21 protein-coding genes are annotated in these 24,010 nt (G+C 29.5%); 3 read left to right on the top strand and 18 right to left on the bottom strand.

From position 1 onward, the window contains the following. Nucleotides 1–25 precede the first annotated feature (25 nt). The 3 genes from glgD to speD all read right to left on the bottom strand — a co-directional run bounded on the left by glgD (nucleotide 26) and on the right by speD (nucleotide 3,448). Entirely contained in the window at nucleotides 26–1,135 is a 1,110-nt protein-coding gene (gene glgD, locus ACREWB_RS06645; RefSeq protein ID WP_431546678.1) for a glucose-1-phosphate adenylyltransferase subunit GlgD, read from the bottom strand. Between the two features lie 25 nt (nucleotides 1,136–1,160). After that, on the bottom strand, nucleotides 1,161–2,312 hold the full coding sequence (locus ACREWB_RS06640) for a glucose-1-phosphate adenylyltransferase (RefSeq protein WP_431546677.1): 1,152 nt from the start codon (nucleotides 2,310–2,312) through the stop codon (nucleotides 1,161–1,163). Between the two features lie 320 nt (nucleotides 2,313–2,632). Beyond that, nucleotides 2,633–3,448 (bottom strand): adenosylmethionine decarboxylase, encoded by an 816-nt coding sequence (speD, locus tag ACREWB_RS06635; RefSeq protein WP_431546676.1) that lies wholly within the window; start codon nucleotides 3,446–3,448, stop codon nucleotides 2,633–2,635. A 266-nt stretch (nucleotides 3,449–3,714) separates the two neighbouring features. On the opposite strand from speD, the gene asd reads away from it, so the two are divergent. Next, a complete protein-coding gene (gene asd / locus ACREWB_RS06630; protein ID WP_431546675.1) occupies nucleotides 3,715–4,809 on the top strand; it encodes an aspartate-semialdehyde dehydrogenase in 1,095 nt (364 codons plus the stop codon). A 322-nt stretch (nucleotides 4,810–5,131) separates the two neighbouring features. On the opposite strand, the gene ACREWB_RS06625 is transcribed toward asd, so the two are convergent. The 14 genes from ACREWB_RS06625 to ACREWB_RS06560 form a co-directional block, all read right to left on the bottom strand. Next, nucleotides 5,132–6,046 carry a transposase gene (locus ACREWB_RS06625; RefSeq protein ID WP_431546674.1) on the bottom strand — a complete coding sequence of 305 codons (915 nt, stop codon included), beginning with the start codon at nucleotides 6,044–6,046 and terminating at the stop codon, nucleotides 5,132–5,134. A gap of 122 nt (nucleotides 6,047–6,168) precedes the next feature. Further along, nucleotides 6,169–7,017, bottom strand: coding sequence for a TIGR03943 family putative permease subunit (locus ACREWB_RS06620; protein ID WP_431546673.1), 849 nt, complete (start codon nucleotides 7,015–7,017; stop codon nucleotides 6,169–6,171). 48 nt (nucleotides 7,018–7,065) lie between these two features. Continuing rightward, complete coding sequence (locus ACREWB_RS06615) at nucleotides 7,066–8,235, bottom strand: permease (protein ID WP_431546672.1); 1,170 nt, start codon at nucleotides 8,233–8,235, stop codon at nucleotides 7,066–7,068. A gap of 172 nt (nucleotides 8,236–8,407) precedes the next feature. Next, entirely contained in the window at nucleotides 8,408–9,061 is a 654-nt protein-coding gene (gene trmB, locus ACREWB_RS06610; RefSeq protein ID WP_431546671.1) for a tRNA (guanosine(46)-N7)-methyltransferase TrmB, read from the bottom strand. Nucleotides 9,062–9,197: 136 nt separating this feature from the next. After that, the gene (locus tag ACREWB_RS06605) at nucleotides 9,198–10,355 is read right to left on the bottom strand and encodes an ABC transporter permease (protein WP_431546670.1); all 1,158 of its coding nucleotides are present in this window, start codon (nucleotides 10,353–10,355) and stop codon (nucleotides 9,198–9,200) included. Between the two features lies 1 nt (nucleotide 10,356). Further along, nucleotides 10,357–11,484, bottom strand: a complete 1,128-nt coding sequence (sagH, locus tag ACREWB_RS06600) for a SagH family ABC transporter permease subunit (protein ID WP_431546669.1) — start codon at nucleotides 11,482–11,484, stop codon at nucleotides 10,357–10,359. A gap of 26 nt (nucleotides 11,485–11,510) precedes the next feature. Beyond that, nucleotides 11,511–12,446, bottom strand: a complete 936-nt coding sequence (locus tag ACREWB_RS06595) for an ABC transporter ATP-binding protein (RefSeq protein ID WP_431546668.1) — start codon at nucleotides 12,444–12,446, stop codon at nucleotides 11,511–11,513. A 112-nt stretch (nucleotides 12,447–12,558) separates the two neighbouring features. Continuing rightward, a complete protein-coding gene (locus ACREWB_RS06590) occupies nucleotides 12,559–13,191 on the bottom strand; it encodes a response regulator (RefSeq protein ID WP_431546667.1) in 633 nt (210 codons plus the stop codon). Between the two features lie 112 nt (nucleotides 13,192–13,303). Then, the gene (locus ACREWB_RS06585) at nucleotides 13,304–14,407 is read right to left on the bottom strand and encodes a sensor histidine kinase (protein ID WP_431546666.1); all 1,104 of its coding nucleotides are present in this window, start codon (nucleotides 14,405–14,407) and stop codon (nucleotides 13,304–13,306) included. After that, on the bottom strand, nucleotides 14,408–15,061 hold the full coding sequence (locus tag ACREWB_RS06580; protein ID WP_431546665.1) for a site-2 protease family protein: 654 nt from the start codon (nucleotides 15,059–15,061) through the stop codon (nucleotides 14,408–14,410). Between the two features lie 282 nt (nucleotides 15,062–15,343). After that, nucleotides 15,344–17,149, bottom strand: coding sequence for a 5'-nucleotidase C-terminal domain-containing protein (locus ACREWB_RS06575; protein ID WP_431546664.1), 1,806 nt, complete (start codon nucleotides 17,147–17,149; stop codon nucleotides 15,344–15,346). Between the two features lie 222 nt (nucleotides 17,150–17,371). Beyond that, a complete protein-coding gene (locus tag ACREWB_RS06570) occupies nucleotides 17,372–18,400 on the bottom strand; it encodes a hypothetical protein (protein WP_431546663.1) in 1,029 nt (342 codons plus the stop codon). A 28-nt stretch (nucleotides 18,401–18,428) separates the two neighbouring features. Next, complete coding sequence (locus ACREWB_RS06565) at nucleotides 18,429–19,454, bottom strand: phosphodiester glycosidase family protein (RefSeq protein ID WP_431546662.1); 1,026 nt, start codon at nucleotides 19,452–19,454, stop codon at nucleotides 18,429–18,431. Between the two features lie 166 nt (nucleotides 19,455–19,620). Next, on the bottom strand, nucleotides 19,621–20,997 hold the full coding sequence (locus ACREWB_RS06560; protein WP_431546661.1) for a PhoH family protein: 1,377 nt from the start codon (nucleotides 20,995–20,997) through the stop codon (nucleotides 19,621–19,623). Between the two features lie 171 nt (nucleotides 20,998–21,168). Here ACREWB_RS06560 and perR point away from each other — a divergent pair, with 171 nt between their 5' ends. Next, a complete protein-coding gene (gene perR / locus ACREWB_RS06555; protein ID WP_431546660.1) occupies nucleotides 21,169–21,579 on the top strand; it encodes a transcriptional regulator PerR in 411 nt (136 codons plus the stop codon). A 52-nt stretch (nucleotides 21,580–21,631) separates the two neighbouring features. Here perR and ACREWB_RS06550 read toward each other — a convergent pair whose 3' ends face one another. Beyond that, on the bottom strand, nucleotides 21,632–22,885 hold the full coding sequence (locus tag ACREWB_RS06550) for an ABC transporter substrate-binding protein (protein ID WP_431546659.1): 1,254 nt from the start codon (nucleotides 22,883–22,885) through the stop codon (nucleotides 21,632–21,634). Nucleotides 22,886–22,988: 103 nt separating this feature from the next. Between ACREWB_RS06550 and ACREWB_RS06545 the strand changes: the two genes are divergently transcribed. After that, complete coding sequence (locus ACREWB_RS06545) at nucleotides 22,989–23,945, top strand: VCBS repeat-containing protein (RefSeq protein ID WP_431546658.1); 957 nt, start codon at nucleotides 22,989–22,991, stop codon at nucleotides 23,943–23,945. Nucleotides 23,946–24,010: the final 65 nt, after the last annotated feature.

Here is a 24,010-nt window from a genome sequence, read left to right as displayed (position 1 = left end):
AAACCTCCCTTAATTTTATTAATTATTATAAATGAGCCTTTTTTTCTATTACAACTGGGAACTCTACAGCTCCCTTTAACACAGTATTTTCACTTAAAATTGTATTTTTATCAATAATAACATTGGTTAGTTTACAACCTTTTTTAATTACACAATTTTGAAAAATTATGCAATTTCTTATTTCTACGCCTTCTTGCACTATTACCCTTCTTGAAATTACACTATTCTCGATATCTCCTTTCAAAATACATCCATTAGAAATCAAGGAATTATTAACATTGGATCCATCAAAATATTTTGTAGGAGCCTCATCCTTAACTTTAGTATAAATTAACCCATGGCTAAAAAATAATTCCTTTGTTACTTTAGCATTTAGCATATCCATGCTGATTTTATAGTAATTTTTTATAGAGTTTACACATTGGAGGTACCCTTTAAACTCATATGCATTTACATTATATTCTTTAACACTATCGTATATTGCAGTTTTTATTGAACTATGAGACCCCGTCTGAACGCTTTTGTTTATAATACTTATTAGAGTGGATTTTTTCATTATAAACATTTCCATAGATATATTTAGTTTATCCTCCGCTCCCTTGTTTCTACCAATACTTAGAACTTTGTTTTCCTCATCGACATATAAAGTACTAGCATCTAAATAATGTTTCTTACCATTATTGGTTTTTTTGTATAATAATGTTATATCAGATCCGGATTCCTCATGATACTTAGCTGCCGCATTGTAATCAATGTTGCAAATCATATACGAAGAAGATATAATTACGTAATCTTGCTTTGTTCTATAAATGTATTCCATATTATCACTTAATGCATTTATATCCATTGTAAGTGAGTTTTCAGAGGTAAAATTGAATAAAAATAAACCATTTATTTTTCTATCTAAATCCCAAGGTTTACCTGAACCTAAATGGTCCACTAAAGACCTAGATTTTGTATTAGTAAATATACCTATATTATAAATACCTGAATTAACCATATTTGAAAGTACGAAATCAATAACTCTGTACCTTCCACCTATAGGTATGGATGCTATAGGCCTTGTTTTTGTAAGACTTTTAATATTATCTTCTTCCTCGTTTAACATTAATATTCCTATATAATTATTAAGCATACTATCACCCCGCTAATTTTATAATTTAGTTAGTTAATATCTTAGAATCAGCTTTAATCTCTTTTCCTTCTTCTATAACAATAATATCTTCTCCATTACCAATACAAGAATTACGTCTTATAGTAACATTACTTCCTATAATAGCCTTATCTATTACCACATTATTTCCTATTTTAGTATTAGGTAAAATAACTGAATTAGTTATCTTAGTGTTTTTACCTACATGCACTCCATGAAAAAGCACACAATTATTTACTTCTCCAAAAACAGTACAACCCTCATTGAGCATTACGTTATTAATTTTAGCCTGAGGCCCTATATATTGTGGCGGTAAGATTGGATTAACTGAATATATTCTCCACTTAGTATCATATATATTGAGCTCATTATCATCAATTAACATGTCCATATTAGCTGCCCAAAAACTTTCAATAGTACCTACATCTCTCCAATATCCTTTAAAATGATATGCATATAGCTTTTGATTATTCTTTATCATTTTTGGTATTATGTTTTTCCCAAAGTCATTACTGGAATTTTTATCAAGGTTGTCCTCTTTTAATAATTGTTTAAGAGCAGCCCAGTTAAATATATAAACTCCCATAGATGCTAAATTACTTTTAGGTTTTGATGGTTTTTCATCAAATTCATAGATACTATCGTCTTTTCGAGTATTCATCATTCCAAATCTATAAGCCTCTTCTAGAGGTACTTCTAGTACAGCAATAGTAACATCAGCACCTTTTTCTTTATGATAATCTAACATTTTCGTATAGTCCATTTTGTAAATATGGTCTCCTGATAAAATAAGCACATATTCTGGATCATAACTATCGATATAATTTGTGTTTTGATAAATAGCATCTGCTGTGCCATTATACCAATTCCCCCCATCTTCACTTTGGTAAGGGGCAAGCATGCTAACTCCTCCATTTCTACGGTCTAAATCCCATGGTGTACCTATTCCAATATGGGCATTTAAAGCCAATGGTTGATACTGAGTAAGAACTCCTACAGTGTCTATATCGGAGTGGGAACAATTACTTAAAGAAAAATCTATAATTCTATACTTTCCTCCAAAGGGAACTGCAGGTTTCGCAATCATTTTTGTTAATTGTTTGAGTCTTGATCCTTGACCACCTGCCAATATCATAGCTATTAATTCTTTTTTTATCATGTTAGTTTTCTCCTTTCTACCACTGTACTGATGTAGCCTACTTACTAGTAGTTTTTTAAATATTTTAAAGATTGTGTTATCCTAATTTTTGAAAATTAAATTTAATTAAATTTCATTTGTTAGAATATTTTATTATATGGTTAAATTATACCATATAAATGGATAAAAATCATAATAAAATGAAAAATATGTAATTCATTTTAATATATATTCTGCTATAAAATCCTTTTATAAAAAAAAGACTTCTGAAGTAATATAAATTTTCTTCTGAGGTCTTTATTGATTTTCTATTCTTATGTTTTACAAAAGTACGGCAATTGCTAATTAGGAATGTCCATTCCATAAAATATTTCCGTCATTTCTTTTTCCAACTTCTGTATAATATCACATCTTTCATCTTGGCTTAAGTCTTCCTCTTTAATCTCAAACAGATAATTAGGAAGCTCTAGTTCGTTTAATTTCATTTTTGTATGAAATATATTAGATTGATATATATTCATATCAATTAAGCTGTATCTATCTTTAGTTTCTTTAGCAATGTAATTTTGGATGGAACTAATCTTATGATCTATAAAGTGTTTTTTACCATCCATATCTCTAGTAAAACCTCTAACCCTGTAATCTATAGTAATAATATCCGAATCAAAACTAGCTATTAAGTGATTTAGAGCCTTTAATGGTGATATAGTCCCACAAGTTGCTACATCTATATCTACTCTAAAAGTACTTATATCATTTTGAGGGTGACTTTCAGGATAAGTATGTACTGTTACATGACTTTTATCTAAATGCCCCACAATATTTTCACGAATTGGTGTTAAAATCCCTCTATTACAAGAACAATCTACTAGGTACAAAGGTATTTCTTCCTCTGAAATCAGTAATGTTACGCTTGCTCCTTGAGGATCATAGTCTTGTTTTGCAATATTAAGTACACTGGCCCCTATTATTTCAGTAACATCAGTAAGAATTTTTGTTAGTCTCTCTGCATTATATTGTTCATCAATATATTCTATATATTTTTTTCTATCTTCCTCTGTTTTTGTATAGCAAACATCATAAATATTAAAACTTAATGACTTTGTTAAATTATTGAATCCATATAGCTTTAATTTGTCTTTATCGTTTTTATCCAACTTAATTCCCCATTCCTTTTAGAATATTTCCAGAAAAATTATATAACTTATAACTTCGTTATCATACCATAAATTTATTATACATAACTATTTTATACAATTAACTACTTGAAGTATATACTTTTTACCATTATAATCAACTATAATAGAAATTCTTAAATAAGTTATTATTATTATTAACTTAATGATTGGATAAGAATAAGTATAAGTATAGCACTTATATTCTATCACAAATATATATTATTTAATCGGGGGGTATTAATACAATGAATAAAAAATTAAAAGTTGGTTTATTAGGTGGAACTGGGTTTGTTGGTCAGCGTCTTATTACGCTTCTTCATGATCACCCATATTTTGAAATAGCTGTTATTGCTGCTAGTGAGAACTCTGTGGGTAAAACTTATTATGAAGTAGTAAAAAATAGATGGAAACTAGACGTACCTATGCCTGAAAGTGTTGAAAATATAGTAATAAAAAATGTAAATCAAGTAGAGGAAATAAGTAGCGAAGTGGACTTAGTCTTTTGTGCAGTTAATATGCCTGCAAATGAAATAAGAGAAATAGAAGAAAGATATGCAAAAGCAGAAACTCCAGTGATATCAAATAATTCTGCACATCGCGGATATTCTGATGTTCCAATGATAATTCCAGAAATAAATGCTGATCATTTAGAATTGATTCACGTACAACGTAAGCGTTTAGGAACTAAAAGGGGATTTATCGTTGCTAAGCCTAACTGCTCAATTCAAAGTTATGTTCCAGCTATAAATGCACTTATGGAATATAAACCTACAAAGATATCAGTTTGTACTTACCAAGCAATATCAGGCTCTGGAAAGATATTTTCAGATTGGCCAGAAATCATGGATAATGTTATACCTTATATCGGTGGCGAAGAAGAAAAAAGCGAGCAAGAACCTATGAAAATTTGGGGACATATAGAAAACAATAAGATAGTTAATGCCGTGGAGCCTATAATCTCTGCTCAATGTATTCGCGTGCCTGTGTCAGATGGCCACTTAGCTGCAGTTTCTGTTTCCTTTGAAACTAAACCAACTAAAGAAGCTATTTTAGAACATTGGGCAAATTTCAAAGGCAAGCCTCAACTTTTAAAACTTCCAAATGCTCCTGAGCAATTTCTAACTTACTTCGAGGAAAATGATAGACCTCAAACTAAACTAGATAGAAATATTGAAAAAGGCATGGGAGTAACAATTGGAAGACTACGCGCAGATACTTTATTTGACTATAAATTTGTATGCCTATCTCACAATACACTACGTGGGGCAGCTGGCGGTGCAGTACTTACAGCTGAGCTTTTATTAGCTGAAGGGTATCTTTATAAGAACGGGGACAGTTAACAACTGTTTATCATGTTATGTTATAAAACGAGCTAAAATATTCTGATAAAACTACAAAATCTTTTTTATTTCCTATGGAAATAAAAAAGATTTTTCACTAATATTGAGAAGGAATAGGGATAGAGACGTTTAACAACTAATTATCTTTGCCACACCCCCTAATTTTATATAGAATTTTAAAATTCTTCACTTTTAAATGCATTTGTTTTAGTCTATTCATCTTATAAAATAACTTTTTATATGCTTGTCCAATTTTTATTTAACATAAGTTAATCGTATTTTTATCTATTTGTTTTTTTAGGATTTGCAACATTTTTAATTATTAGCAAGAGTAAATTTTAATAAAATCTGTGATAAAATCTTCATATTTAGTTTCTGAATTAATTAATTCTATACCAATAGAACTTAATTTTGATATTCTACCCTGTGTAATATTTCCTAATATGCCACAGATATCGCTAGCGCTTAAATTGCAGAGACTCTTCATTAAAACAACAGTTAATGCTCTTGCTGCTACAAGCTTCCTACTGTATTTTATGTGTAGAAGAACCTTTGGTATACTCATTTTGGAGGCTATAAATTCAATTATATCTTCAGTTTTAAAATTTCTTATAATTATTTTCCTCTCACTTATATACTTGGATTTCTCATATTCAAATTCAATTTCATTTTTTATTTTTTCATTGTTGCATCCCAAAATCCCTCTACAGTAATTTCTTCTTGCGTCTTTAAGTCTATTACCAAAAAAGCCCATAACAAAGTCATAATCAATTATTTTGAAATGATCTCGTTTTTTCCCAATGTATATTCCTAAACTAGAAAAAGCATATTCCTCAGGACAATCTTTAAATTCACTCATATCCTTTGGATTATTATGTATATACAATGATACTGTCTTAAGGTATCTGTTATCCTTTATTATTTTACTTTTGAATCTATTTTTAAAAAGGTGTCCCTCTCTTTTGTACTTTTTATTGAAGTACATTGCATAAGAAAAATTTATTCCATGCATGACTTTTGATATATCTGCGCCATTAACATCAATTAATAAATGTGCATGATTATCCATAAGGCAGTACCCGTAGATTTTAACACCATAGAGTTCTTTATATTTCTTTATAAGAGATAGATACTTTTTCTTATCATCATCATCCCTAAATAAACTTACTTCAGTTATGCTTTTGCACATTATATGATATATAGCGTCCCCTGCTTTTACTCTTGCCCTTCTTGCCATAGTAAACACCTCTTTACATAGATTTTCCTTTAAAGTATTTCCTATGTAATGAAATGATATTCATATTCTTAGATATTAGTTTTAAAAGTTGTTAACTGTCCCCGCCCTAACCCCCCACTATTTTAATTATATATATACTCATTATTCTCCCCCTCAATTTGTTCTATTTTATTTACTTTAATTATTGGAATTACATTAATTTCTCCATATTTATTATCTCTATATTCATGCTGCTCCAATGTACCCTCTATATTTACCCAAGTGCCCTCAGTTAATACTTCTGCCTTTGAAGAATTACACAAAAGTCCCACTAGCTGTGCATCTGCGCTGCAACAACTTACTAGAATTCTAGACAATATAAATTCATCTTTGTTAAGTCTGTTTTGTTTATATATGAAACCCTTCATTTTAATAGATCTGCCAACATAATTATATGGCTTTCCATATATATTCTCATAAAAATTCATAAAATTTTCGCTAGTCATATCTATAGTTTCACCTTTTACTATTGCCACACTGTCTAAGGGTTCCTCTAACAACAGATAATCGTCGTCAACTAAATGACTGTATTCATCATCATTATGCTCACATAGCTCTGTTCCATCATCTAAAGTTATATGTTTATGCTTCAATGTATTTATTTTAAGTTGTGAAGTTAGTGAAAATCCTTTATTCATTACATTATAAGTACTCAATCCTTCAGATTTAAATAGAAATCCTAAAGTAAGTGGAATTAAAAACATAATAAACCCACTCTTTAACTTCTTATTTTTTCTAACACTAATAATATTTTTTCCTTGAAAAATAGTCAGAACAATAAAAAAATATAATGCGAACTTTGCGTACTTAACCATTTTTGGATGTACATATAAATTTATTTTATTTGAACTTATAATCATATAAAAATAATAAGTAAAACCCACGAGTATAAAAAACCATATTAATTCATTCAAATTTAACTTTCTTTTCACTCTTTCCCTCCTTGAATGACTCTGTAAATAGATACCTGTTATTTATTGTTACAAACTAAATCCCTTGCTTAGAAGCTCGATAGGAAATATATTTGCTATTACTGCTAATATAAAACAAATTGCAATTATAAGGAAAATAAGTTTAGCTACAAAATTTATTTTAAAACTTCCACAAAGCATAATGGTATTTTTTATATCTATCATAGGACCTAATATTAAAAATCCTAAAATTGAACCAGTAGTAAATTGGCCTAAAAAACTTCTAGCAATAAATGCATCTGTTTCTGAACAAACTGATAAAACAAAAGCTAATACCATCATTACTATTATGGATGATAAAACACCGCCACCTATTGATAAAATAAATTCCTTTGGTATAAAAACTTGCATACATGTAGATAGGAACACTCCCATTATAAAAAATCTACCTATGTCATAAAACTCTGCGCTTGTATGCGAAATTATATCCTGTATATTTCTTATAAACCTATTGCCTGCATTACTGTGATTATGATCATGTCCACAAGAACAACCAGCTTGATTTTCCTCTAAATGACTATGCTTATTTTTGATGATTTTTATATTTTTAGGATTTTGTACAATATGGTGTCCAGAATTATGCTCAGCCACAATTATATTATTTTTAGACCTTTTGACTTTTTTCACTTTAAACGGGCTATCTTTATGGAGTAACCCTATAAGAACACCTATTGTTATAGCACCAATCATACCAAACATAGCTCTTGCTATTACCATATATGACATTCCCATAAAAGCATAGTGTGTTGATAATAAAACCACTGGGTTCATTATCGGTACAGACAACATAAATGTAACCGCAATACTTAGAGGTACCCCTTTTTTAATAAGTCTTCTAGTTATAGGAACGATAGCACATTCACACACTGGAAAAACAAGACCAACTAGAGAAGCAATAAATACTCCTAGAAATTTGTTCTTAGGAATTATTCTTGTAATTGTTTCCTCTGATACAAATATTTGAATTATAGACGAAGCTAATGCTCCAATTAAAATAAAGGGGATACCTTCAAGTATTATACTAAGAAAAATAGTAGCAAAATCATTAACAACCCTTGAATCTAATTTAATAATATATGTATTATTTATAAAATACATACCCAATAATAAGATAATGATGATACCTAGTGTTTTTATTAAAATAATCTCACCATCATAAGTTCTTTTATTTTCCTGCATTAGTGTTCAACCCCTCGCTAATAATATTTATACATTCTAAACCATTATATTATCTAAGGTCTCTTACTATGACACTTGCATGATAATGAACAGGAAAATAAAAATTGTCCACACTAAAACCAAAATTTTCGGCTCTAGTGTGGACAATTCTGTTTATAACTTTATTGGTTGTTTACCTTAACCTAGCCTGCAAAAACATAGTTTTCATACCAATTTCTGAGAACTTAGCTTCGTACTCTGTAACTATGTTCTCTTTAAAATCACTTTTGTGGAGATCATAGGTTGAAAATAATATTTCAAATCCACATTCTTTAAAGTATTCTACCGATTCTTCAAATAACTCTGTATTATCTGTTTTAAACCAAACTTCAGATCCAGGCTTCAAGAATTTTTTATAATTAGTTAAGAATTTAGTGTGAGTTAATCTTCTTTTATTATGCCTTTCTTTTGGCCAAGGATTACAGAAGTTTATATAGATTCTACTTATCTCATCTTTTTCAAACACATCATCAATGAGCATTATGTTTAGTGGCATAAGTTTTACATTTACCTCTTCTGAATCTTCAATTTCTCTTACATTTAATACTTTTCTAAGGGCAAATACAAGTACCTCATCTTTTAAATCTATACCTATAAAATTAGTATTTTGATTTTGCTTAGACTTCTCTGATATAAATCCACCTTTTCCGCAGCCTAGTTCTAAATGTATTTCATTATTATTATTAAATATTTCATTCCATTTTCCTTTATGAGCATATTGATCTGTTATAACAATCTGGCTAGATTCTAGCTCTGGTCTAGCCCAATACTTTTTTCTTAGGCGCATATAATTCTCTCCTTGTATTATAAAAATTAATTTTGTGAAATTTACTTTTTTATTATATCACAGGATTGCTTCTAAATAAACTTTATCCTTTAATATAATAAGCATTAGTTGTTAACTGTCCCTTGCTTTACCCGCCTTAAATGAACCTTTGAACACTTCTATCTTTTTTCATTTTATAGACTGAAATTAAAAAAAATGTAATTGCAAAAGCTAATAATATTAATATATCACCTAATACATCACTAAACTGTGCTCCTTCTTGAAGTTTCTTTATAGCCCCTAACGCCCAACTTTGCGGAATAAAATCTGATAGTTTTTGAAGAAATGGTGGCATTATAGAAACTGGCCATAAGCAACCACCTAACATACAAGAAGGAGTAATAATTAAGGTAGAGAGACTACCCGCAGATGAAGTAGACTTAGAAAATACAACTATTAGAAGCCCTATTGATACAGCAACAGTTCCAAAGCTCATTAATATAATTAATAACTGCATTGCCGGTATATAAGTGTTGTATTTTAAAATCACGGTAGCTAAAAACAGAACTACAGATATTTGAATAAATACAATAAATAAATTCACTATTACATTCCCCATCATATACTGTTTTGAACTTACAGGCGAACTACATATCCTATGATAGGTCCTTTCTCTCTTTTCTTTGAGAATTAATGTGGAGGTTGTACTTGCACCTATTAACATTACCAAAATAAATAGTCCCATTGTACTTTGAGTTGTTCCCTGTCCCTTTGAAATATCTTTTGTACTATCTGTTACAATTTCACTTTGGAGAACAAATTTCTGTTTTGAATAGCCACCATACATTTCATCAAAAATTTCTTCTTGCCCCTTAGCAGCTTTTGATATATCTATTACATTTTTCGTATACATATTTATATAATTTTCAATCCATGCAGTAGTATCTTGACCTCTTATAGATATTATTTCAATTTTATCTATATCTTTTTTCAATATTTTATCTTTCATATTTTCAGGTATTATTACTGCGAATTGTACATCTCCACTTGCTACACTTTCTTCCAAATTATCTTCATCTAAAGGTATAATTTTGAATTTTTTAGTAGACTCTAAGTATTTAAGCATGTCCCCTGCCATATGAGAATTGTCTTTATTAATAATTCCCATTGATACCTTAGAATTGGAAGTAGAACCTTGCATACCCATGAAAACTGTAACAAGTGCTATAGGTAATACTATATATACTATTACGTTAGATCTTTTCTTAAATATAATTTTAAAGGTATTTTGAGCTATTAAAAAAATATTTCTCATGTTATGCACCCTCCTTTCTAAACATCAATGTGGCTACAGTTAAAAACACTGCGGCTGTTATTAAGTTAATAGAAATGGTAGTAAATACATCGTTAAAATCCCCACTGTATATTACCTTGAAAATAGTATTATTTACCCATCTTACTGGAGAAACTTTAGCTATATTTAATAGAATATGGCTATTAAACTGTTCTAATGGAATATACCCCCCACCAAGAAAAATCATCAGTGGTATCATAGCATTTAATACTCCCGAAATTACTCCTTCAGATTTAAAAATAAAAGCAGCTCCTATTCCTAATGATATTGCCATAAATACTTCAGATGCCATTATCAAAAACACTACTCCTGGGCTATCCCCAAAGTCTACCCCTAAAATAAACCCACTGAAAATTACTACTATTAATAATTGAAATATTAAACTTGCAAAAGTTCCTATGTTTTTTCCTATAAAAAATTGGAATCTTTTAGTAGGAGAAATTAATATCCTATTTCCTGTCTTCTTTGTTCTTTCAGCTGTAATGCCAAAAGCCCCATATAACGTACCATACAATATAATTAAAGTTGTCATAGTTATTCCATAATAGTCAATTGCTCTTGGCTGTTTTTCTCTATCAATGGATTTTACATTAACATATTTTTCAGTATTTTCTTTTAAAACTTCCACTACAGCTGCTGGATTAACCTTTGCTATTTCAGCTATAACATTATATTTTTGAACAAAACCTTGTAAAACTACTTCTACAAATGCGGCTTCAAAATCATATCTTTCATTTTTATAAAGGTTAATCTTATTTTCAATCTCATTAAAATATATATAGCAGGCATATTCGTTCTCCGTAGCGCTGTTAATTCCACTTTCATAATTTTCTATTCTTTCAGCTTTTAAACCAAGTTTTTCTGATTCATTTAAAAACTGTTCAAAAGCTTCTACTCTCTGCCCCTCACCATTAATAGAATATACCACCTTTGTATTATCAAACATATATGCACTTTCATCCATATCACCAGACAATGCTGTTCCTAAAATCCACATAAGAAATATAGGAAACGCTATCATTAAAGCTAACCCTTGCTTATCTCGTAAATTTTGCTTGATTTCCTTCAATGCTATAATAAAAATTTTCATTTCTATCCCCCTAAGTATTATATGCTCTAATCCCTAAGTTTCCTCCCTGTTAGAGTAAGAAATACTGACTCTAAATCAGGATTCTTATTTTCAATATTCACAATAGAAATGTTATTAGAAGTGAAAAATATTATTATCTTGTCCAAATTAGTAACATCTCTTTTACTTTGTATTTTGATTTTATTATTCTCAATTTCTATTTTCACAACTCCTGCTACTTTCTTAAGTTCATCTAAATTAACCTCTACTATGTCGTCAACCGTAACCGTGATATATTTTATATCCGTAACAAGAAAATTAAGTTCTTCCTTGGTCCCCTGCGCAATTACTTTTCCATGGTCAATTATAGCTATATTTTTGCATATAGTTTCTACCTCTTCCATATAATGCGTAGTGTAAATTATAGTACATCCTAATGAATTTAATTTTTTTACAGATTGCAATATATGATTTCTTGATTGAGGATCAATTCCTACTGTTGGTTCGTCCATTATAATTAACTTTGGTCTATGAGCTATAGCACATGCAATATTTAACCGTCTTTTCATTCCACCTGAAAAACTCTTTGGATATTGTTTTTTCTTATCTAAAAGCCCTACAAATTCTAAAGCTTCTTCTACTTTTTCTTTAAGTTCGGAGCCCTTCAAACCATAAAGACTAGCAAAGAATTTAACATTTTCATAAGTCGTTAAATCCTCATAGATAGCAATCTCTTGAGGTACCACACCAATATTTTGCTTAATATAAGTTGAGCTTTTCTCAATATTTTTACCTAAAACCTCAATTTTACCTTTATCCATTGTAAGTAATCCACATAATATATTTATGATAGTGCTCTTGCCTGCACCATTAGGCCCTAAAAGTCCATAAATTTCTCCTTGTTCTATATTTAGGCTTATATTATCTACTGCTGTTACATCCCCAAATTTTTTAGTAAGTCCTTCAATTTTAACTATCTTCATAAATAACACCTCTTCATTAATTTTTACTCTTTATATTTCTATTGTACAAAAAAAATGACTCTTTAATAAGTAAAGAAAGTCACCTTTTCTATATGACTAAAGTCATATTATATTAAATTTCACCTTTTAAATAGTATATTGCAATTTGCGTTCTATGTTTTAAGCCTGTCTTACTTAAAATAGAAGTTATATAGTTTTTAACTGTCCCCTGTGAAATATATAATTTACTGGAAATTTCTTTATTACAAAGACCTTCGGCGATAGCTTTTATTATATCAATTTCTCTTTGCGTAAAACTATATTCTTTTAGAATCATTTCAGGCTTAAGATTTTTAAATCCTTGTGTAAACTTATCTAATATTCCATCTTGCATAACCGTATTTCCAGAAAATACAGTCTTAATTGCATCTTTTATTTTTTCCGGGGAATTATTTTTTAAAAGATATCCCCTTGCCCCATTTTTTAGTGCTTTAAATATATACTCGTCCTCATCAAATGTAGTTAAAATAAGTGTTTTAGTTGTTGTTTCTATAGTTATTTTTTCTACAGCTTCTACTCCGTTCATCACCGGCATTCTAACATCTAGTAATGCTACATCTATATGTTCAGCCCTACATTTCTCTAAGGCTTCCAAACCATTTTGTACTGAAGCAACCACTTCAAATTCTTCATCCAAACCAAGTATGATTTTTAGACCTTCTCTTATAAGTATATCATCATCTGCTATCAAAACATTTATTGCCATACCCTAGCCCCTTATTTGTCCGCCTTAATTATAATTTTCTTGAAATCCACTTTATTATGTCATATTACTCTCATTAGTTGTTAACCGTCCCCACCTACCCACCTATTTTATTTCAGTCTATCGGGATAAGTGAAATAACAGAAAAGCCTTGTGTCCCATCTACAATGACCTGTCCACCTTCATTTTCTACCCGTTCCTCCATACCAGCAATACCTAACCCTTTAATAATAATATTGCAGCCTACTCCATTGTCTTTAACTTCTAATTTTATTATTTTATTGTGAATTTCAATATTAGCAATAACCTTTGAAGCTTTAGAATATTTCATAACATTAGTTAAAGCTTCGTTAATGTTGTCATAAATAAGTTTCCACTGCCTTGTGGTTATTTTATCTATGGTTCCATTGTATAGAAAGTTAGCCCTCATATCACTCTTAAGAGAAAATTCTTTAACTAATAGTTTAACCTTATTAATACCTAATTCTTCCGAAGGTGGCTTAATGTTTTTTAAAGTATTTCTTATATTGTTCATGCCTTCACGTAGTACATTAATACTGCTCTGAATGATTAATTTTGATTTTGGTACATCACTACCTAATAAAAGCTTAGCTGCCTCTAACTGCATAAGAGCTCCAGACAGGACATGTCCAACATTATCATGGATTTCTTGGGCAATCTTATTTCTTTCCTCTAGCTGTGACATATCTTTAAGTTGAATATGAAACTGTGCATCTTTATTTAGTTTATTATAAAGTATACTATTTTTATTTTTTAATGTCTCATTTTCTTCAGTAAGTTTTTGAATTTTACTAAAACTTGTATTCACTAAGGTATATATTAAATAACCCAATACTGCTACCAACATATATTCCTGTAAAATATCGTAATTAATAAAATATGCACTAATGATAATAGCCGTTGCAATTCTCCACCTGTGTTTCCTCTTTTTCTCCAGTAACATATAAATATTTATAGGTAAAATCAGTATTATTAAATTATAAACATAAATGTATTGAAAGACTACCAATATCAAAATAACTGTCAATATAATATCCTTATATTTAGATTTACTAAATATATAATAAGATACTTTAAGGCAAATATAAGATAAAACCATAGGTATAGCAAAAGTGGAATTATTCATTCCACTTTGACAGTAATTACTTATACAATAGGTCAAAATAGAAAATTCATAAAGAATAATCCATCCTTCCATTTAAATCATCTCTGCAATACTTATGAAAAATGAAAACAGGTTAGATGCTGGCACTCCTACAATTAAACTAAATACTGAATTTCCACCAGGTAGTATAGGTAATATTAGGGCTATAAATATTAGAAATTGATACCTAGTGATTGAATCTGATATATTGTAAAAAAACTTTGGAAACAAGTCCCTCAGTATATGAAACCCGTCAAAACCAGGTACTGGCACTAAATTAAGAAAAAACAATAAACAATTTATAGACCCTGTAAGTGCTAATATTTTTATAATAACACCATTTAAAGCACCCTGAATCGGCGAAAATTTAAAAAATAACATAGCTAAAATTGCAAATACAAAACCTAAAATCAAATTAGCCATTGGACCCGCTAGTGAAACTTTTAAGTCATCCTTATAATAATTTTTATAGGCACTAGGGTTTGTTTGAACTGGTTTTGCCCATCCAAAGCCTACCAATAAAATTAAAATAAATCCCATTGGATCAATATGAGAAATTGGATTAAGCGTAAGTCGTCCTTGAAATCTGGGAGTTTTATCACCTAACCTATCTGCTGTAATAGCATGTGCAAATTCATGAAAAGTAAATGCTATTAAAATTGCTGGTATCATCAAAATAAGATCTTGAATACTTGCTCCACTAAACATTTTATACCTCCTTTATTTTTCTAGGATACTGACAATTATATGAATTAATAATTACACTCTTCCTAAAACTTAATACACCTATTATAACAAAGTTTCTTCCTATTTTAAATTGTAAATTGTTAAAATAAAATAATAAATTATTACAAATATTTCGCAACAATTAAACTTAGCTTATAAGTATGTGTGTTTTTTAAAAGCAATATAATAACTACTATAATCTCAAATATACAAAAGACCTTATCTTAAAAAGATAAGGTCTTTTGTAACATTATATAATTTTAATTATGCTGCTTCATTTCTTCTTTTTTTGTCATTTTCTACAACTATATAACCTGCCCCTAGTAGCATTATTAATATTCCTAAATTTACCAATACACTTGTATCAACCATTACACCTGTTTGGGGTAAATTTGTTACATTACTAGTTGTTGGTGTTGTTGGTGTTATTGGTGTTGGTGTTGTTGGTGTTATTGGTGTTGTTGGTGTTATTGGTGTTGTTGGTGCTACTGACTCTTCATCCACCACTGGTGCAGCACCTGAAACAATATTGTTATTGTTTGTAACTGATAAAGTTTTAACTGCTTTTAATTCAGTTACTAATGCATCTCTTATTGGAGTCATAGTATCTACTGCATCTATTGCACCTGTAAAGTCAAATTTATCTCCACCTGTGAACATAAAGTCGTTAGTTACTACTGAATAAATTTTGTCCATTTCAACTTTAGTTCCATCTTCTAAGAACATTGTCGAAATTCTATCCATAAATTCAGCCTTTTCGTCATAGTAGACTTTAATACCACCTATTTGAACCCAACCAATTTCTGCATTTCCTATTCCATTTTCGATTACTCTTTTTAAATCTGAACCCTTAAGTTTCATTGTAACTAATGTATTATCAAAAGGCATAACATTATACATATTGCCCATTGTAATATTTCCCTTAGCTAATGGAACCCTTAGTCCACCACCATTAGTTATACCAATTTGTGTACCTGCTACTTTTCTCATAACATCTGTTGACCATTGTCCAAGAAGTGATGTTCCTGGAGTAGTTTTATCATGAGTTAATTCTTTATCTGTTGTTCCTAAAACCTTGCCAAGTATAGGTTCTAGTTCTGTAGAATATTTAACAGCAATTGCTTTTACCGTAGGATCTTCTACTAAAGTATCTGCTCTCTTATATAAGTTATCTACTGAAGGTACTATTCCTACTACTTTATCTTTCTCATCAACTTTGATTGTTAATCTTCCGAATGATCTTCCTGAATAATATGCCTGAACTACAGGAATTCCCTTAACCATACCACTTACTGTTTGATGAGTGTGAGCTGAAATAACTGCATCTATATTTTCAACACCGCAAAGGTCAGTTGCTTCTCCTGTAATTTTACCCTCTTTATCTTGGAACGATCCTAAATGGGTTAATGCAATAACTACAACTGCTCCTTTATCTTTTGCAACTTTAGCCCACTCTTTAGCTGACGCTGCTGGGTCCCTAAATTCTAAGTTTTTAACATTTACTGGGCTTGTTTTATATGCCGTTTCTGGAGTTGCAATTCCTACAAGGCCTATTTTAAGTCCACCTTTTTCAACTATCATATATGGCTTAGCCCAACTTACTGGCTTATCAGTGGTTTTATCGTAGATATTTGAAGCTAGAAATTTAAACCCACCATCTTGTGCCCATTTAGTTATTTTATCAATGCCCCAATCAAATTCATGATTTCCTACTGCTGATGCTACTACACCAACTTCTTTCATCATATCAGTTACTGGTGCTCCATAAGTTAAATTAGACATTGCACTTCCTTGATAGTTGTCTCCTGCTGATACTACTATAGTATCAGGATTCTCAGCTTTAAATTTATTTATTTCTCCTGCAAATTTAGCTATTCCTGAATTTTTACCTGATGCCTCTACAGCCCCATGGAAGTCATTGAAAGTAAGTATATTTACTTCCCTCCCGCCTGTAGTATTGATTTCATCGTTTTCTACCGCAAAAGCATTAACTGGTGAAATAAGTGTTAAAACCATCATTAATGTTAATAACCATGCTGTGAGTTTTTTTCCCTTGAATTTAGTAAACAAATAAACCCCTCCATTCATCTAATGAAAAACTTGTTCTTTAATTTTCATATTAATCAATATTATATATTAATATGAAATTTTTAGGACAAGCTAATATATTTATTATATCATAAAGAAAAATATTGTAAACGATTAATTTTTACGAATATTATTTGCACTTTTAGATTTTATCCTAAAACAAAAACTATGCCATTGGCATAGTTTAAACTTAATATGTTGTAACTATTTAAAATAAACAAAAGATATTTTATTTCCTACTAGAGTTACTATACCTTTAGTATATAGCTGCAATAATTTTCCTTTATAGCTAGTTAACATTCCAGACTTAAGTTCTTTTACTACTCCTCTTAAGGAATCATTTTGATACACTTTCCCTACTGATGATACAAATAGATCTTTTTTTTCAGATGGATTTTGTAAATCAATATCTTTCCATTCGTCAGTATCGTCTGATATTTGTCCATAATATATCTTGCTTGTTATATTATCTTTTATTTCTCCAAGGTAAACATTATCATCATCATCAGTACCGATTAACGTTAACTTGTCTACATCTTTAATAGTTATAGCTTGCTCACGACCCGTAACATATATTGAATTATAAACTAATCCCTCGTACACTAATTTATCTTCACGTCGAACTAATTCAATATTACTCACAAATTTAGGTATTGTATTAATTTTTGTCATAGTTCCCATTCTATCAAATCTATATATTCTACTTATCCCATCTCTATTTGAACCCTTAACGTAAGTAACTCCTGTTAAAGTTGATACCTGTATATCTTCTACTTCGGATTTTGTATTATTCCATTCCAAATCTTTAATCTTTACTTTTTCTCCTTTTGATATATCATAAGAATATAATACTAAATCACTAGATTCATCATTATTTTTTTTCTCTACAAAAATCATTCTATTTCTATCTGGAAGCCACTCATAAAAAGAGATTTTATTTCCCTCTTCAACCTCTATATTTTTAATGCTTCCATCTTTACAATTAGAAATTCTTAATTTCTCATTTTCAAAGTATGATAAATATTTCGCATCATAGGACACTAATATATTTTCTGCATTTTTAGGTACTGTAATATCAATATTCTTTACTATATCACTTTTATCGTCTTCAACCTTTTTTGAAACCACATTAGAATCAACAGTTGAAAAATACTGATTTAAATAAAAGAGAACTAACCCTTGTATAGATAAAGATACTATTATCCATATACTTATTCTTTTCATCCATTTCATAATGCTTTCTCCTTTAATTTAAAATATCTTATTCTCTATTCTCTACATATATAATTGAAGGTACAGATCTCTCTCCTAGGCTATCACAAGGATTATTTACAATTTCATCATTATAAAATAATGTAGAAGAAGACCCTCCATCTAAGTTAGTAGCATTATAAGCTCCATATTCATCATATAATAGGTCTTGCACCTCTCTTAAAGTAGCTCCTAAACTATTTACCTGTCTACCATCAATCACTAATAGTATTATTGATCCGTCATTTCTTTGTGCTATAGCTGTCCTAGGGGCTATACCCCAGCCACCGTCACCATTGTTTATAGTTTTCTTCCCATTAACTATTAAAGCTGGTCCAAAAGATACAGCTTCAGTTACTCCACTTTTTTTCATCTCCTTAATGCTATGAGGACCAACTAGAAGCTTTCCAGCTTTAGTTAATGCAACAACATTTTTTTTCGCATTTTCATTTTTAATGTCATTAAAAACAGTTTTCCCATTAGCCATTATAATTCCAGCTGGATTTGCTCCTGTGCCTGTCCAAAGTGATCCTTCCACAGCATCTGTAAATCCTCCACCATTAATGGCCGCAATTGCACCATTAGCTTTTGCAATTTCACTAGTTAATTGCCCTTCCTCTCCAAGCTTACTGCTATATCCTACTTTTATCCTAGTTGGGTCACTAATTACTAGTACATATCCTTTATATTTTTTTCCTTTTATATCATATCTTTCAATACTATTATCATTTTCATTTTCTACATTTATACCAGAATCTTTGTCATCTATTTGAACTATAGTTTCCACTGCTTGATCCTTCATTATTTGTTTTATTTTATCATCTGATAAAAACGATGTTACTAACCATTGTAACGTATATGTTGTCATGGCTGCACCCACTACAGTAGTTTTTACATTTTTAAAAGGACCATAATAAACTACAAATGGGCCTGTAATGGCTGTGAAAATCAATTCAAATACAATAAATAGTATAACCAACTTGCTTGTACTTCTTTTTTTAGTTTTTACTCCTTTTGTTTTTTTCATATATTCCATCCTTTTTTTATTGAGTATTATATTAGATACTATAACATTGTACAATAAAACTCAGTATATTTAAACACAATTTAAATGTTATTTTTGTTATTTAAAATACTAAAGCAATAAATATATACAAAAGAGAGTATAAATTCTTATACTCTCTTCTACATCATTGATATACTTATAATTTTTTTGAAGCCTCATATGCTAGTGGTGACCTTTCACATTCATCATATTTAAGTGTTACCTGATAACACAAACTACTACCCTTCATTTTTTCAGAGGCATAACACAAACCATTTGATCTGGAATCGAGAAAAGGATGATCTATTTGTTCAGGGTCCCCTATAAGAATAAGCTTAGTTCCATCACCGACTCTAGTTATTATTGCTTTAACTTGTTTTGGAGACAAATTTTGTGCCTCATCTATTATTACCCAATTTTTCACTATAGATCTTCCTCTAAGGTAAGCTACTGCTTCAGTAGTTATAATCCTCCTATCAAACAAATCTTTTATCTTATCTAATAAATCTTTTTCATTTTTGTAACGCTGCTTTTCATCAGAATCCACAAGTATCTCTAAATTATCAAAAATAGGTCTCATAAATGGGGCTATTTTTTCTTGCTCCGTACCAGGTAAGAACCCTATATCCTCATCCATTGTAACATTTGGTCTACAGACTAAAATTCTTCTATAATGCTCACTATTATCATTTAATATTTTTTGTAGCCCTACAGCTAATGAAAATAGTGTTTTAGCAGTTCCTGCCGGTCCTTTAACAATTACAAGAGGTGCTTTTACTGCGTCCATACTTAACGCTTCTAGCATAAACCTCTGTCCTACATTTCTTGGTACAACTCCTAAAGGTTTGCTATCCTTATTGTAAAGTGGAACTACATTTTTACCATCATATCTACCAAGTGCAGTTTGTTTAGGATTTTCCATTGAATGAATTAATAAAAATTGATTCGTATATAAAAGTGGTGTGGTATATTCTTCTGAATTATCATCATAATTAAGTAAATCAGTAGTTTCTAAAACCTTTTTACTGTAAAACTCCTGAAGTTTCTCTGCGGATACAAAAACATCTATTCTGCCTGTGTACTGATTATCGTATTCTGGTACAAATTTTTCATAGAAATCTTCTACTTTAATATCTACGGCATCTGCTTTTATTCTTTGAAATATATCTTTAGTTATTAGCCATACATCTTCCCCTTGTTCTTTAAGACCTTTACATACCTGTATTATTCTATTATCTGCTTTTTCTTTATTCCAAGAAGGAGGGATTGGGGTATCGTAATGATTCATTTCTACTCTAAGTCTTCCACCATTTTCCAGCTCAATTCCCTCATTTAATTTCCCTTGCTTTCTAAGTTTGTCAATAAGTCTAGCCGCATACCTGGCATTAGCTCCTAAATCACTCTTATCTTTTTTAAAACTATCTAATTCCTCTAACACCACTTCAGGTATTATTACATCATTATCGCCAAAAGACAATATAGCGCTTGGTGAATACAGAATAACGTTGGTATCTAATACATAGGTTTTTTTCAATATATAAGCTCCCCCTTTCTATATTACTAATATATGTTACTTAATCAATAAATGAATTAAAAATCAAATATTATTTTAAATACATATAGAAAATAGATTATTTCTTTTGACAAGTAATAGTTTTTATTATATAATAAGTTTTATAGCAAATTAAATTATAGGATGGTGTGTATGAATAACATAACAACAATTTTTAAAGAAAAAAAACTAAAACTTACACCTCAGCGTATAGCTGTCTATAAATACCTACAATCAACTAAAGAGCACCCTTCCGCAGAAGTAATCTATAAAGCTCTACAACCAACATATCCTACTATGAGTTTAGCTACAATTTATAAAGCACTAAAAACACTCGTAGAAGTAGAACTCATAATAGAACTTAATGTAGGAGAAGGTAGCTTTAGGTATGATGGTAATATGCAATCACATCCTCATATACAGTGCATATCTTGTGGCAAAGTTGATGATGTAGAAGGTATAACTTTTCCAAATTTAATTGAAGATGTAAAAGAATATACAACCTACGAAGTTTTAACAAGCAGAATATATTTTTATGGTTTATGTGAAAATTGTAAACAATAATTTATCAAACAAAAAAGAAGTATATTTAAATACTTCTTTTTTGTTTATAGATTTATTTATAACATTCTTTTAATATTTCATCCCATTCTTTAGAAGTAAACTCACCACTTAAAATCTTTCTAATAGTTAAAGTCACACTATTTTTAATTTTATCAGGTACATTATATAATATAAGAATACTATTATCATTAGCTTTGTACATATGTTGAACCATTATTTTCCCAATACCTGTTATTTTATTATTGGCAAGTTTATTTCCACTTATAATTCCACTCTGAACAAGTCTACCTTGAACCTCATCACTATATATATACTTAATAAAATCGTTTGCGTTATCCATGTTTTTTGCATTTACCGGAATACCCAATAAGGAATTAATTATAATAGGTATATTAGATCCATAATTTGAATTATTATCATAATCCTCTATTATGCCAATGTTACTTCCGGTAAGTTTAGAATTATAATAAGATATACCTACTAATAATGGAGAATCACCATTATTAAAATTATTAATACTTTGTTCATTCCCCAGTTCAAATGTATTTGCGTCTATTCCATTATTTTTTACTAAGGAGTTAAATTCATTAAATATTTTTTGCATGTCTTTTAATTTTTTATAACGTTCCTCACCACCATCATAATTCCCCTCAAGATCATGGATATTTATTGTCTTACTAGCTATTAAAGAAAATAAAAATCCATCAACACCCATGTCATCGTTTAACACTACTGGAGTTTTTACTCCTTTACCATTAATTTGCTTCAAAACCTTTAGCCACTGTTCTAAATTATTAGGATTTGATATCTTTAATTTTTCTAAATAATCTTTATTATATAGTAATTCAATAGAATATGGAACAACTCCTATACCATAATATTTATCACCTACTCTACCATAAGAACACATTATGTCATAATACCTTTCACCTATAGTTTGATTTTTATAAGTACTCTCTAAATCACTTAAAAAACCCTTTTTACTAAGTTCAATAATAGTATTCCTATTAGTAAAAATCAAATCAATCTCGGTACCTGTATTAATAGTCTCCACGATATTACTTTTACCACCTAGTATGTCATTTAATTTTATTTCAACATCTGCGTTATTTTTTTTAAAATCATCAATTAGAAACTTAATTGCTTTGGAAGAATATTCATCAGTTGTGTCCATAAATATGTTTATTTTTTTTTGATTTTCGCTTTTTTCTTTTTTACCGAATTTACAAGCTGAAAGAGTAAACATCATAATCATAACTATAAGAACACTACAGAATCTTGGGATATATTTAAATTTTTTTTTCACAAGTCACCTCATTATATTAAGAAATATAAATTTTTTTAAATTTTTTCTAGATAAATTAATTAAATTTAGAATTGTTACATATAATCTAATGGGGGTGGAATATATGAAATTACATGTGGTATTTCTAAAAAAGAAGTTTATTTATTATGCCTTAGCAATTATTGTCTTTGCTATAATATTAAGATTCTTTTTGGTTTTTACAAATAACTCAATAAACACATTTAATATTATTGATGAAACTAAAATGTTGCAGTCTGATTTAACTGGAGATGGAACTAAGGATATTCTTTACATAAAAACAGATGCAGATAAATATTATATTCAAATAAACTCAGGAGATAAAAGCTATTATCTAGAACCTTCTAAAAAAATTAAAACTGTAGGTAATTATTATACACAATGGCCGATGAGGCTTACTTTAATGGACATATCTAGAAACAGTGTGCCTGAAATATTTACTCAGGCCTCTATAGAGGAATCTTCTCGAAATAATAAATCTATTCAACATGTATTCTTTTGGAATGGAGAAAAATTTGATGATATTTTTTGTAGTAATAATAATATTCTAGGTTTTGTAGACAATAAGAATAATAAGACTCCTAAAGTTTTATCCGGAAATATTAAAGATGGCAAAATGAATTTTATCAGTTATATTCTAATTAAAAATAGCCTAAAGTCCTTTGACTATAATTATATTTATAATTTTATGGGGAAGGATACCATACTTAGTTTCATAAATCTTATGACAAGCTTTCCTACAGAAAAATTGTGCATATCAAAAAATATTTTTGCATCTAGTTTGAGTGGTAATGACATTTCACTACTAAAAGATTTATCAAGCAGAAAAGTATACTTCAACTTCCAAGATGCAGTCTTCAAAGACTCTAATTGGGATAAAGACGGTAATGTAAGTCAAATTCTATGGACTTTAAATTTCAGAGGAAATAATACCGCTAGTGTAAAAGAAACAAAAAACTATACTATAGAATTAATTCTTAAACTTATACCTAATAATAACAACGTTTCCACCTTTATGATTACCTCTATAGATATTAAATAATATATCTTTAGGTTGTTTGGAAGCTGTCATCTTTTATATAATTACAAAAGGGACCGTATTATCGG

This window comes from Clostridium sp. (assembly GCF_050717635.1).
Lineage (GTDB): Bacteria > Bacillota > Clostridia > Clostridiales > Clostridiaceae > Clostridium_AD.
Note: the sequence above shows the minus strand (reverse complement) of the source record. Positions and strands in the feature narration are given on the sequence as shown.

Coding starts and splice junctions, on each gene's coding strand:
- ACREWB_RS06580 (WP_431546665.1), bottom strand. CDS start 15,061: ATGTTTAGTGGAGCAAGTATTCAAGATCTTATTTTGATGATACCAGCA.
- ACREWB_RS06585 (WP_431546666.1), bottom strand. CDS start 14,407: ATGGAAGGATGGATTATTCTTTATGAATTTTCTATTTTGACCTATTGT.
- asd (WP_431546675.1), top strand. CDS start 3,715: ATGAATAAAAAATTAAAAGTTGGTTTATTAGGTGGAACTGGGTTTGTT.
- ACREWB_RS06615 (WP_431546672.1), bottom strand. CDS start 8,235: ATGCAGGAAAATAAAAGAACTTATGATGGTGAGATTATTTTAATAAAA.
- ACREWB_RS06625 (WP_431546674.1), bottom strand. CDS start 6,046: ATGGCAAGAAGGGCAAGAGTAAAAGCAGGGGACGCTATATATCATATA.
- ACREWB_RS06605 (WP_431546670.1), bottom strand. CDS start 10,355: ATGAGAAATATTTTTTTAATAGCTCAAAATACCTTTAAAATTATATTT.
- ACREWB_RS06570 (WP_431546663.1), bottom strand. CDS start 18,400: ATGAAATGGATGAAAAGAATAAGTATATGGATAATAGTATCTTTATCT.
- glgD (WP_431546678.1), bottom strand. CDS start 1,135: ATGCTTAATAATTATATAGGAATATTAATGTTAAACGAGGAAGAAGAT.
- ACREWB_RS06545 (WP_431546658.1), top strand. CDS start 22,989: ATGAAATTACATGTGGTATTTCTAAAAAAGAAGTTTATTTATTATGCC.
- trmB (WP_431546671.1), bottom strand. CDS start 9,061: ATGCGCCTAAGAAAAAAGTATTGGGCTAGACCAGAGCTAGAATCTAGC.
- sagH (WP_431546669.1), bottom strand. CDS start 11,484: ATGAAAATTTTTATTATAGCATTGAAGGAAATCAAGCAAAATTTACGA.
- ACREWB_RS06595 (WP_431546668.1), bottom strand. CDS start 12,446: ATGAAGATAGTTAAAATTGAAGGACTTACTAAAAAATTTGGGGATGTA.
- ACREWB_RS06565 (WP_431546662.1), bottom strand. CDS start 19,454: ATGGAATATATGAAAAAAACAAAAGGAGTAAAAACTAAAAAAAGAAGT.
- ACREWB_RS06590 (WP_431546667.1), bottom strand. CDS start 13,191: ATGGCAATAAATGTTTTGATAGCAGATGATGATATACTTATAAGAGAA.
- ACREWB_RS06640 (WP_431546677.1), bottom strand. CDS start 2,312: ATGATAAAAAAAGAATTAATAGCTATGATATTGGCAGGTGGTCAAGGA.
- perR (WP_431546660.1), top strand. CDS start 21,169: ATGAATAACATAACAACAATTTTTAAAGAAAAAAAACTAAAACTTACA.